Raw genomic sequence first — 11,050 nt, forward strand, 5'->3', positions numbered from 1 at the left:
TGTGCATAAGAGACAGGGGCGTCATGGGCGTCAGCCGGCAGTATGCATCGGGGCGGCGGTGGGGACGGGCGCGGCCCGCGTCGAGCGGGCCGGCATCCCGAAGCACGCTCGCAGCCAGGGCACCCGGGCCACCCCTTCACACAGGCCCCAGGTGAGGCCGAACGTCAGCGTGAGCACCGCCAGGAAGAGACCCCAAGGGCCCACGGGCCAGTCCACGACCGCGAAGCCGACGACGACGATGACCGTCTGGTGGAGGATGTAGAACGGGTAGGCCCGCTCGCGCGCGTACCGGAGCCAGGGGCGGCGGACGTGGATGCGGGCCCGCGCCCACGCCAGCGCCGTCAGGATGAAGAGCCACTGCAGCGCCGTGCGGCCCAGCGTCTCCAGCGGGAAGGCGTACGCGTTCGGCGGCACCATGACGGCGAAGAGCAGGCCGCTGGCGCCCAGCAGCGCCTTGCGCCGGGCCACCAGGTGGTCCACCACGCGCGGGCACCGGCCCAGCAGGTGTCCGCCGAGGAAGAAGAGGCCGAAGTGGATGAAGGCGCGCGGGTCGTCGAGCAGCGCGTGCGTCTGGGGGAAGCGGCGCAGCAGCACCTCGTTGAGCGCGAGCGGTAGGAACAGCCACGCCACGTTCCAGCCCCGGCTCAGCCAGGCCTCGGCGCGCTGGAGCCAGACCTGGCCCCTCTCCGTGCGCAGCGCCGCGAGGAGGGGCAGCGCCAGAAGACAGTAGAGGAAGAGGTACGCGACGAACCACAGGTGGTGCCAGCTGAAGCTGCCGGCGGGGTAGGGCACGAAGCCGAACACGGACGGGTAGAAGTCCGCGTAGCTTCCCTGGAGCGTGCCGCGCTGGAGCCGCTCCACGTAGATTTGCGGCGGCACCACGACGAACATGCCGAACAGCAACGGGCCCAGGAGCCGCATCGCGCGGTCCCCGGCGAAGGCGCCCAGCGAGCGCCGCCGCAGCGCGAACGCCGTGCCCACGCCGGAGATGCACATCAGCAGCGGCATGCGGAGGTGGTGCAGCACCTCCATGGGCGGCTCCAACCACGGCAGGGCCTGGGCGCTCTTCACGTGCCAGTCCCAGGTGTTGAACATCATCCCGGTGTGGAACAGGTGCAGCAGGAGGATGGCCACCACCCGGAGCCAGTCCAGGTCCGGGCGGTGGTCATCGGTGAGGGGCGGGGTGGCGGTGGTGCTCATGGACGAGCCTCCTTCCGCTCCGGGATACGCACCGCGCCCTGGGCGCTCCACGCCGCTGTCGCCAGCCGGATTCACGCGGGCGCGAGCCGGACGGGCGGGGTGGGCCGCAAAGGAAAAGGCCGCCCGGGTTGCCCCGGACGGCCCTCTCTCACTTCAGTGAAGCCCGCGCGGAGGACTACTCCGGCAGGACCTCGAGCTTGATCTTCGCGACGACGTCGCGGTGCAGGCGCAGCTCCACCTCGTAGTTGCCCAGGGCCTTGATGGGCTCGGGCAGGTGGATGTGGCGGCGGTCGATGCTCTGACCCTCGGCGGCGACCGCCTCCGCGATGTCCAGCGCCGTGACGGAGCCGAACAGCTTGTCCTGGTCGCCCACGCGGCGCTTGATGCTGACCTTGATGGCGCCAATCTTCTTCGCCTGCTCCTCGGCCGCGCCCTTCAGCTTGGCGTTCCGAGCGACGATGACCGCCTTCTCATGCTCCAGCTGGCGCAGGTTCTGCTCGCTGGCCAGCACCGCCTTCTTGCGGGGCAGGAGGAAGTTGCGGCCAAAGCCGTCCTTCACGGTGACGAGCTCCCCGGACTTGCCCAGGTGCTCGATGTCCTCACGCAGAATGACCTTCATGTTCAGTCTCCTGTGCGGACCGGCGGACTAGCCGACCACCGCGTTGTAGGGGAGGAGCGCGATGCCACGGGCGCGCTTGATGGCCACGGCCACCTCGCGCTGGTGCTTGGCGCAGTTGCCGGAGATGCGGCGGGGGATGATCTTGCCGCGCTCCGTGACGAAGTACTTCAGCGTCGCCTGGTCCTTGAAGTCCACCGACGCGTTCTTCTCCGCGCAGAAGCGGCAGACCTTCTTGCGGCCGAACCCGCGGCCACCGCCGCGCTTGTCGTCGTCACCGCCCAGCCCGCCGCCGCGGTCGCCGCGATCACCACCGCGGTCACCCCGGTCACCACCGCGCGAGCCACCACCGCCGAAGCCACCACCACCGCCACCACTGCGGGCGGGGGGGGCAGAGGCCGTCTTGCTATCCGTTCCGTTGCTCATGAGCGTTCTCGTATCCTGGAATGGTCTCTAGCGAATTGACCCAGGCGGCCCTCAGGCCTCCTCGGTCGACTCCTCCTCGGAGTCGCCGCTCTGCTCCTCGGCACGGAAGCCACCCTCGCGCTCCGCGGGAGCACCCGGGCGGGCCTCCTCCACGTCGCCGGCCAGCTTCACGTCCTCGAGCACCGGACGCGTCTCGGGGTCCACCTCGTCCGCCAGCTTCACGGAGATGTAGCGGGTGACCTCGTCCAGGTTGCGGAGGTTGCGCTCGATTTCCGCCACCAGCTTCGCGCCGCCCAGGAAGTGGGTGTGCACGTAGATGGCGCGGGGCTGCTTCGCCACGGGGAACAGGGTCTTCTTCTTGCCCCACACCGTGAAGCGAATGACCTTGCCACCCTCACGGGAAACGATGCCGCGGACGCGCTCCTTGAGCTTGTCCACGTTGTCGTCCGTCAGGTCCGGCTTGACCAGGAAGATGGTCTCGTACTCACGAAGCCGCGTAGCGGCCTGCGTCTCAGACATTGTTTTCTCTCCCCTTGGGGTCGAGTGCCCTCCGGTGAATCCAGAGAGCGGGGAAACGGCCAGCGGACCACGAGAGCCCACCGCCGGGGACGGGAAACCGCGCGCCCGTCACCTTCGCGCTACGTCCCGTGTACCAACACGGGAAGCTGAAAAAGAACATCCCACCGGGTCATCCCCGATGAGGGAACGGGCCTTCTATGGGGGGGCCCCCGCCAAGTCAAGCGGCCGGGCGCCCTGTCCGTCGGCCGGAGGGGGACCGCCTCAGACCTTCCGGTTGAACCGGTTCATGGCCACCGACAGGCCTTCGCGGAGCCAGAGCTCCGTCATGTCCATGGCCCGGTCGATGAGCGACTCCAGCTCCCGGCGCTCGCCGTCGTCGAAGTTGGACAGGACGTAGCCGGCCACGCGCTCGCGGGCGTTGGGGCCCTCCGGCTTGCCAATGCCGAAGCGCAGGCGGATGAAGCCCTCGTCGCCCAGGCTGGAGACGATGCTCTTGAGGCCGTTGTGGCCGCCGCTGCCACCGCCGGCCTTGAGCTGCAGCCGACCCAGGGGCAGGTCCAGCTCGTCGTGGATGACGAGCACGTCCGCCACCGGCACCTTGAAGAAGCGCGCCGCCTCCGCGACGGAGCGGCCCGACAGGTTCATGAACGTCTGGGGCTCCACGAAGAGGACGCGCTCGCCCGCCAGGGTGCCCTGGCCGACCCTGGCCGCGAACTTCTCCTGGTTCAGCGCCGCGCGCGCCCGTGACAGCAGCGCCTCCACCACCATGAACCCGATGTTGTGCCGGTGCCGCTCGTACTCGCGCCCCGGATTGCCCAGCCCGACGATGAGCTTCATGACGTGGCTCCCGAAACGAGAAACGGGGCCAGCCCCTTGCCGGGCCGGCCCCGCTCCAGAAGGACCGCTGAAGGCGACAGCCTACTTCTTCGCCGGGGCCTTCGCGTCCTTGGCCGGCGCCGCCTTCGCGTCCTTGGCCGGCGCCGCCGTCGCGGCAGCCGCCGCGGCCGGACCCGCCTCCGCGGCCTCCGGCGCGCTGATGACGGCCAGGGTGTAGTTGACGTTCGTCTTCACCGACACGCCCTGGGGCAGCTTCAGGTCGTTGATGTGGAGCACCTCGGCGATCTTCATCGCCGTCACGTCCACCTCGATGCGCTCGGGGATGGCGGCGGGCAGCGACCAGACCTCGATTTCACGGCGGGCCTGGGTGAGCAGACCGCCGTCCGCCACGCCCTGCGCGCGGCCGGTGAGCACCAGCGGCACGTTGACCTTCACCTGCTCGTTGGGGTGCACGTCCAGGAAGTCGGCGTGCAGGATGGCGCGGGTGACGGGCTCCATCTGGTAGTCCTTCAGGAGCACCTGGCGGTCGCCGCCCTCCACCTTGATCTGGATCAGGGTGTTGAACTTGTGCGGGGTGTTGATGGCCTGGCGGACCGCCTTGGGGTCCACGGAGATGTGGACCGGCTTCTCCAGGTGCTTGCCGTAGACGACGGCCGGAATCAGCCCCTGGGCGCGCAGGCGGCGGGCAAAGCCCTTGCCGGAATCTTCACGCGGCTTGGCCTCGAGGGTGCTCGTATTGGCGGACATGGAATCCTCACGAATGGGACTGCGGGTGCCACCGGCCGCCCTGGCGCCCTCGGCATCCCACCCCAGCGGCGGGCCCCGAAGACGGCGCCTGTGGAGGCCGCCGATGGAAGGGCGTGCACATGACAGCCGGACGGCCTGGAGTCAAGCCGCCCGGCGGACGGGCTCGCGCCGGCTCAGACGAACAGCGAGCTGAGCGAGTCGGCGCGGTGGATGCGGGCAATGGCCTCGCCGAAGAGGCGGTCGGTGGTGAGCAGGCGGATCTTCGAGCAGGACAGCGCCGCCGGAGACAGCGGCACGGTGTCCGTGAAGACGACCTCCTCCAGCACCGAGTCCTGGATGCGCTGGATGGCCGGGCCGGAGAGGATGGGGTGGACGGCGTAGGCCACCACGCGCCGTGCGCCCTTGGCCTTCAGCGCCGCGGCGGCCTGGGCCAGCGTGCCGGCGGTGTCCACCATGTCGTCCACCAGCACCGCGTCCTTGCCACTCACGTCGCCGATGAGGTTCATCACCTCCGACGCGTTGGGGCGGGGGCGGCGCTTGTCGATGATGGCCAGGCCCGTGTTCAGCCGCTTGGAGTACGCGCGGGCGCGCTCCACGCCGCCGGCGTCCGGGGAGACGATGACCAGCTCCTGCGACTCCGGGAAGCGCTTGCGCAGGTCCTCCAGGAACACCGGCGAGCCGTAGAGGTGGTCCGAGGGGATGTTGAAGAAGCCCTGGATCTGCCCGGCGTGCATGTCCATGGACACCACGCGCTGGGCGCCCGCGGACTCCAGCAGGTCCGCGACGAGCTTCGCGGTGATGGGCGTGCGCGGGGCCACCTTCCGGTCCTGGCGGGCGTACCCGTAGTACGGGATGACGGCGGTGATGGAGCCGGCGCTGGCCCGCTTGAGCGCGTCGCACATGATGAGCAACTCCATCAGGTGGTCGTTCGCCGGCGGGCAGGTCGACTGGAGGACGAAGATATCGTGGCCGCGGACGTTCTCGCCGATCTCGACGTGAATCTCCCCGTCCGAGAACCGGCCGACCTCCGCCTTGCCCAGAGGGCGCTTGAGGTACTCACAGATGCGATGCGCCAGGCCGGGATTCGAGTTCCCGGCGAACACCTTGAAGTCACGCGGCTGCATGGTGGGGCCGCTGACTAGCCTGGACGCGGACGGAAGGAAAGAAGTCGTTAGTCCAGGTCCGCTGGTGCCGCGACGAGCATCCCGGCTTGCGCCTGATGAAGGTGTCGCTCGTACTCTATCAAGATGACGCGTTCCATTTGACTCCGCGTATCCGCGTTGAGCGGGTGGGCAATGTCCTTGTACGTCCCATCCTTCCGCTTCTTGGCTGGCATCGCGATGAAGAGCCCGGTCGAACCGTGAATGACCTTCAAATCGCGAATGACGAAGCAGTGATCCAAGGTGATGGTGACGTACGCCTTGAGCTTGTCCTCTTCGACCGGAAACACCCGGACGTCGGTGATGTTCATGGTCCCCCCCCGAACCCGAAAGGTCGGAGCTGAGGGGAAGCCTGGGACATACTGGGTGTCAAATGCAAGCGCGGGCGCGAACGAGATTCGCGCCACTGTTCAATGCCCCCACAGTCGGCCGCTGCGAGTGGAGCCTAGTTCAGCATTTGCGGCCAGTGAATGACCAGGTGGGTCAGGAACGCGAGGTGGTAGACCACGATGACGGCATACACGGCCGCGCCCAGCCGGATGGCGATGCGGCTGGCGTTGAGGTGCCGGTGGAGGCACAGGAGCCACAGGCCCGCGTTCACGATGACCAGCTTGGCGAACATGAAGAAGAGCGGGGACTGCTCATAGGCCACCCGCATGATGGGGTTGAGCTCCTCGGCCACGCCCAGCTGGAGGAAGAAGAGGGTGAAGAGCCCATCCAGCAGGTTCAGCATCAACAGCGCCACGGACGCCGGTGACAGGTAGAAAGAAGCCCTGTTGCCCCACGCCCCGCCCTGCATCTGTCCAATCGTCGCCGCCACGCCCATCCCCCTTCGCCGGTCCGTGGTGAGTGCTCTTCAAGAGCCTTGCCAACGCCCGCGAGGCCCGGTGACGGGCAGGCGAGGAAGCGGGCGACAGCGGGGCACGATTCGGCTATGGGACGGGCGTGGCGGGAAGTTGACTCCCCTGGGGTCGTGGCAGACTATCCGCGCCCCTTCCGCCCCCGGCCCGTGAGCGTTCCTTGCATCAATTCCCCAAAGATATCGGGTGGATAGAGGTCATCTGCGGTTCGATGTTCTCCGGCAAGACGGAGGAGCTGATCCGCCGCGTCCAGCGCGCCGTCTACGGCAAGCAGCGGGTGCAGGTCTTCAAGCCGCGCATCGACAACCGCTACGACGAATCCGCGGTGGTGAGCCACTCGCAGCTCAAGGTGACGTCCACCGCCATCGAGCGGGCTGAAGAGATTTTTTACAGGCTCGCCCCGGACACCCAGGTGGTGGGCATCGACGAGGTGCAGTTCTTTGGTTCAGAAGTCGTCGCCGTGGTGGAGGCGCTGGCCAACAAGGGCCTGCGCGTCATCTGCGCGGGGCTGGACCAGGACTACCAGGGGCGCCCCTTCGAACCGATGCCCCAGCTGATGGCGGTGTCGGAGTACGTGACGAAGGAGCTGGCCATCTGCGTGGTGTGTGGGAACCCGGCCAACCGCTCCCAGCGCATCGTGTCCAGTGGTGAGCGGGTGGTGGTGGGCGCGGCGGGCGCGTACGAGCCGCGCTGCCGCAAGTGTCACGTGGCGGAGCCCGCGGAGGGCACGCCGCCGCAGACGCTGGAGCTGTTCGACTGAGCGGGAGCTGAACGGATGCGCGACACCCTGTACTCCAACGTTCCCTTCAAGCTGAACGAGATGACCCACCACTATGGGCCTCACGTTCATCTGGTGGGAAATCCCTTCCTCCTGACCCAGCTGGCCACGCTGTGTTCGAAGGGCGTCATCCAGCCGCAGATCAACCGCCTGGTGGAGACGCTGTACGTCGACCTGGTGAAGACGGTGCTCAACGCGGAGTTCCCGCGGAAGAACGTCAGCCTGCCCACGCGGATGATCGACTCCACCCCACAGGGCCTCTACCAGGGGGAGGTCATCGACCCGCAGGTGCGGGTGGTGACGGTGAACATCGCCCGGGCGGGCACGCTGCCGTCGCAGGTGACGTACGACTTGATGAACGCCACGCTGGACCCGACGGTGGTGCGCCAGGACCACATCATCATGAGCCGGATGATTGACGCCGCGGAGGCGGTGGTGGGCTCGGAGATTGGCGGCGCGAAGATTGGCGGCGACGTGGACGACGCCTTCGTGCTCTTCCCGGACCCCATGGGGGCCACGGGGGGGAGCCTGTCCACGGCGATTTCGCTCTACAAGAAGAAGGTGCCCGGGACGCCCCGGCGCATCATCACCCTGAACCTCATCGTCACGCCGGAGTACCTGCGAAAGATGACCACGGACCATCCGGACGTCATCATCTACGCGCTCCGGTTGGACCGGGGCCTGTCCCCGCCGGAGGTGTTCGGCACCGAGCCGGGCGCGCTCTGGGAGAAGGAGCGGGGCCTGGATGACCGGCAGTACATCGTCCCTGGCGGCGGCGGCTTCGGGGAGATCATGAACAACGCGTACGTTTAGCGGAGGAATCTTGGCGTTCTACGAGCAGGAAGTCGGTGTCCTGATTTCCGAGGACAAGTTGCAGGCGCGCGTGCGCGAGCTCGCGGCGGAGATTACGCGCGACTACGCGGGCAAGGACCTGACGCTCATCTGCGTGCTGAAGGGCTCGGCGTTCTTCGCCATCGATCTGGCGAAGCACATCGACCTGCCGGTGAAGTTCGAGTTCCTGGGCGTGTCCAGCTACCAGGGCGGCACGGAGTCCACGGGTGAGGTGCGCATCACCACCGATGTCAGCAAGCCGATGGCCGGCAAGCACCTGCTCATCATCGAGGACATCATCGACACCGGGCTCACCATGCAGTTCTTGCTGGAGAACCTGCGCGCCCGGCACCCCGCGTCCCTGAAGGTGTGCTCGCTGCTGGAGAAGCCCGCGCGCGCCCGGACGCAGGTGGACATCGACTACAAGGGCTTCGTCATCGAGGACCTCTTCGTCGTCGGCTACGGGCTCGACTTCGGCGAGGTGTACCGGAACCTCCCCTTCATCGGGGTGATGAAGAACAAGTAGTCCCGGCCGGGTGCCGGCGCCGCGCCCACTGTGCGCGGCGCCGCACCGGCGCTCAGGGCACGCTCGGCGCCGTCACATGAGCGGGCAGAGGTCGGCGAAGTCGCAGCGCACCTCGATGGCGTCGCAGTAGAGCGAGCACGTCGTGTACATCCCGCACGACTGCGTGCCCGAGGGACACCGGATGAAGGTGCCGTTGGGGCAGGGGTACTTGAGCGTGTCGCAGTTGTAGAGCTCGCTCTCACGCTGGCCCAGGTCGGCTTCCGCCTCCGGCGCCTCCACCGGACCACAGCCAACCGCGGACAGCAGCGTCGTCACAGCGAGCAGCAGCGTTGCAGCCTTCATGACAAGTCCTTTCGAGGTGGGGGACGGCGCATCCAGGCTGTCGCCCCCCAGCCTGAAAGTCAAAGCGGGCGTGTCTGTGTATGACCGGGGAGGCGGAGGGCCTTGGGCCGCGCACGGGGGCCGCTCAGCGGCCGTGACGCGGTGCTCCGCGTTGTCGACTTCCAGTCCATGCACACCCTGCCTGGAAGAATGCGCTGAGGCGTGGCGTCTGGGCGCGCGAAACGAGGCGGACCATGGATGCAACCACGGACAGGGCCGCGCTGGCTCGGGCGGGCAAGCACCACCAGCACGAAGCCGTCCGGAAGTACGTTGCCGAGTTCATCGGGACGTTCGTCCTGGTGCTGGGCGGCGTCGGGGCGGCCGTGCTGGCGGGGGACCACATCGGCTTCCAGGGCGTGGCGCTCGCCTTTGGCCTGTCGCTGCTGGCCATGGTGTACGTGATTGGGCCCATCTCCGGCTGCCATGTGAACCCGGCGGTGACGCTGGGCCTGTTGCTCACGGGGAAGATGGAGGGCAAGGACGCGGCCGGCTACGTGGTGGCGCAGTGCGCGGGGGCCATCGTCGCGGCGGGCGTGGTGCTGCTGATTGCCCGGGGCATGCCCGGGGGCTACTCGGTGGCGACGCAGGGGCTGGCGACCAATGGCTATGGCGCCGCCTCGCCGGATGGCTTTGGCATGGGGTCGGCCTTCCTCACCGAGGTGGTGCTCACCTTCCTGCTCGTCTTCACGGTGCTGGGGGCCACGGATGCGCGCGCGCCGGTGGGCTTCGCGGGGCTGGCCATTGGCCTGGTGCTGACGCTCATCCACCTGGTGGGGATTCCGGTGACGAACACGTCCGTGAATCCGGCGCGCAGCCTGGGGCCGGCGGTGTTCGCGGGGAGCGTGCCCCTGGGACAACTGTGGCTGTTCATCGTGGCGCCGCTCCTGGGAGGCGCCACCGCGGCGGCGGTGTACCGCACGGTGTTCCGGCCGTCCGTGCCCATCAGCGCGGAGGAGGCCGAGCGGGCCCTGCGGCGCGAGCGTGAGTCGCGCATCGCGGACCAGCGGGCCGGAACGCGCGCTCCCGTCTGATGCCGTGGGGCGCTTCTCGCCGGGGGCTCCGGCGGGTACGGTGACCGGGAGCAGGGGCCTGTCGGGCCCCCCACTGGAGCCGCCATGTTCTTCGACGCGACGCGCCTCACGGCCTACTTCCTGGCGGCGCTCGCGCTCATCCTGACGCCTGGGCCGGACACGATGTACGTGCTGGCTCGGAGCATGGGGCAGGGGCGCAAGGCGGGCATCGTCTCCGCGCTGGGCATCTTCGTCGGGGGCCTGTTCCACATCGCCGCGGCGGCGTTCGGGTTGTCGGCGTTGCTCGCGACGTCGGCGCTGGCCTTCTCCGTGGTGAAGTGGGGCGGGGCGGCCTACCTCGTGTGGATGGGCGTGCAGCTGCTGCGCGCCCAGGACGACGCTCCCGAGGAGGTGCGGGCGCTCCCGGCGCTGGGGCTGCGGCGCATCTTCCGCGACGGCGTCGTCACCAACGTGCTGAACCCGAAGGTGGCCGTGTTCTTCCTGGCCTTCCTGCCGCAGTTCGTGGACGCGTCTGCGGGCTCGACGGGGCTGCAGTTCCTGGGGCTCGGGTTGATGTTCTCCGTCACGGGGACGTCGTGGCTGGTGCTGCTGGCGGCGACGGCCGGGGCCTTCGGGGGCTGGATGCGGCGCAACCCGAGGGTGGCGGCGTGGCAGCAGCGCGTCACTGGCGGCGTCTTCGTGGTGCTGGGGGCGCGGCTGGCGTTGCAGCGCCAGGCGTAGGCGTCAGACGAGCGCCTTGATGACCACGTAGAGCACGTAGAGGACCCACGGCACGGCGGCCAGCAGCCCGAGGACTCCGAGCAGGCCGGCCCAGACGGGGTAGCCCTTGCGCCAGGGCAGGAGCAGGAACGTGCCTCCGGCGAGCGCGGGCAGGGGCAGGAGGTTGAGTGCGGCCAGCTTCGCGCTCATCAGGCCCCAGGCGCGCAGCAGGTCGCCGTCCCGGAGGAGCGCGAGGAAGCGCTCCACGCGGCCGGGGAGCAGGGAGGGCTCGAAGGGCACGGCGAAGCCGCTCACGAACTGGCGCAGGGCCTCCGTGGGCCCCAGGCAGGCCATGGCGATGGCGACCTGGAGGACCCAGGGCAGGAGGATGACGGCGGCGTGCAGGGGCGGGGAGAGCTGGAGCAGGCGGCTCCTGGCG

At 68.7% G+C, this 11,050-nt stretch carries 15 protein-coding genes and 1 pseudogene; 5 read left to right on the plus strand and 11 right to left on the minus strand.

Annotation, left to right across the window (positions count from 1 at the left end; translation table 11 throughout):
* Positions 1–30: 30 nt before the first annotated feature.
* The 9 genes from G4D87_RS24695 to G4D87_RS24735 all read right to left on the minus strand — a co-directional run bounded on the left by G4D87_RS24695 (position 31) and on the right by G4D87_RS24735 (position 6,331).
* On the minus strand, positions 31–1,200 hold the full coding sequence (locus G4D87_RS24695; RefSeq protein WP_163784671.1) for an acyltransferase family protein: 1,170 nt from the start codon (positions 1,198–1,200) through the stop codon (positions 31–33).
* 175 nt (positions 1,201–1,375) lie between these two features.
* The gene (rplI, locus tag G4D87_RS24700) at positions 1,376–1,819 is read right to left on the minus strand and encodes a 50S ribosomal protein L9 (protein ID WP_163784672.1); all 444 of its coding nucleotides are present in this window, start codon (positions 1,817–1,819) and stop codon (positions 1,376–1,378) included.
* Positions 1,820–1,846: 27 nt separating this feature from the next.
* The gene (gene rpsR, locus G4D87_RS24705) at positions 1,847–2,242 is read right to left on the minus strand and encodes a 30S ribosomal protein S18 (protein WP_163784673.1); all 396 of its coding nucleotides are present in this window, start codon (positions 2,240–2,242) and stop codon (positions 1,847–1,849) included.
* A gap of 51 nt (positions 2,243–2,293) precedes the next feature.
* Positions 2,294–2,761, minus strand: coding sequence for a 30S ribosomal protein S6 (rpsF, locus tag G4D87_RS24710; RefSeq protein WP_163784674.1), 468 nt, complete (start codon positions 2,759–2,761; stop codon positions 2,294–2,296).
* Positions 2,762–3,022: 261 nt separating this feature from the next.
* Complete coding sequence (gene pth / locus G4D87_RS24715) at positions 3,023–3,598, minus strand: aminoacyl-tRNA hydrolase (RefSeq protein WP_163784675.1); 576 nt, start codon at positions 3,596–3,598, stop codon at positions 3,023–3,025.
* Positions 3,599–3,679: 81 nt separating this feature from the next.
* A complete protein-coding gene (locus G4D87_RS24720) occupies positions 3,680–4,345 on the minus strand; it encodes a 50S ribosomal protein L25/general stress protein Ctc (protein ID WP_163784676.1) in 666 nt (221 codons plus the stop codon).
* A gap of 173 nt (positions 4,346–4,518) precedes the next feature.
* On the minus strand, positions 4,519–5,469 hold the full coding sequence (locus G4D87_RS24725) for a ribose-phosphate pyrophosphokinase (RefSeq protein WP_163784677.1): 951 nt from the start codon (positions 5,467–5,469) through the stop codon (positions 4,519–4,521).
* 47 nt (positions 5,470–5,516) lie between these two features.
* Positions 5,517–5,816, minus strand: a complete 300-nt coding sequence (gene spoVG / locus G4D87_RS24730; RefSeq protein WP_163784678.1) for a septation regulator SpoVG — start codon at positions 5,814–5,816, stop codon at positions 5,517–5,519.
* A gap of 134 nt (positions 5,817–5,950) precedes the next feature.
* Positions 5,951–6,331 carry a DUF5658 family protein gene (locus tag G4D87_RS24735; protein ID WP_163784679.1) on the minus strand — a complete coding sequence of 127 codons (381 nt, stop codon included), beginning with the start codon at positions 6,329–6,331 and terminating at the stop codon, positions 5,951–5,953.
* 194 nt (positions 6,332–6,525) lie between these two features.
* Here G4D87_RS24735 and G4D87_RS24740 point away from each other — a divergent pair, with 194 nt between their 5' ends.
* From G4D87_RS24740 to hpt, 3 genes are read left to right on the plus strand one after another with little or no spacing between them, the layout of a single operon-like run.
* Positions 6,526–7,125: a thymidine kinase gene (locus G4D87_RS24740; protein ID WP_163784680.1), complete on the plus strand. Its 600-nt coding sequence runs from the start codon at positions 6,526–6,528 to the stop codon at positions 7,123–7,125.
* A gap of 15 nt (positions 7,126–7,140) precedes the next feature.
* A complete protein-coding gene (locus tag G4D87_RS24745) occupies positions 7,141–7,956 on the plus strand; it encodes a uracil phosphoribosyltransferase (protein WP_002634163.1) in 816 nt (271 codons plus the stop codon).
* A 10-nt stretch (positions 7,957–7,966) separates the two neighbouring features.
* A complete protein-coding gene (hpt, locus tag G4D87_RS24750; protein WP_163784681.1) occupies positions 7,967–8,500 on the plus strand; it encodes a hypoxanthine phosphoribosyltransferase in 534 nt (177 codons plus the stop codon).
* A 72-nt stretch (positions 8,501–8,572) separates the two neighbouring features.
* On the opposite strand, the gene G4D87_RS24755 is transcribed toward hpt, so the two are convergent.
* Positions 8,573–8,842: a hypothetical protein gene (locus G4D87_RS24755; RefSeq protein ID WP_163784682.1), complete on the minus strand. Its 270-nt coding sequence runs from the start codon at positions 8,840–8,842 to the stop codon at positions 8,573–8,575.
* 233 nt (positions 8,843–9,075) lie between these two features.
* Between G4D87_RS24755 and aqpZ the strand changes: the two genes are divergently transcribed.
* A complete protein-coding gene (gene aqpZ / locus G4D87_RS24760) occupies positions 9,076–9,912 on the plus strand; it encodes an aquaporin Z (protein ID WP_163784683.1) in 837 nt (278 codons plus the stop codon).
* An 84-nt stretch (positions 9,913–9,996) separates the two neighbouring features.
* Positions 9,997–10,632, plus strand: a complete 636-nt coding sequence (locus tag G4D87_RS24765) for a LysE family translocator (protein WP_163784684.1) — start codon at positions 9,997–9,999, stop codon at positions 10,630–10,632.
* A gap of 3 nt (positions 10,633–10,635) precedes the next feature.
* Here the strand turns inward: G4D87_RS24765 and G4D87_RS24770 are convergent.
* Positions 10,636–11,050 (minus strand): annotated as a pseudogene (locus G4D87_RS24770) (hypothetical protein); the annotation flags it as partial.

It is taken from the genome of Myxococcus vastator (genome assembly GCF_010894475.1).
GTDB classification, from domain to species: domain Bacteria; phylum Myxococcota; class Myxococcia; order Myxococcales; family Myxococcaceae; genus Myxococcus; species Myxococcus vastator.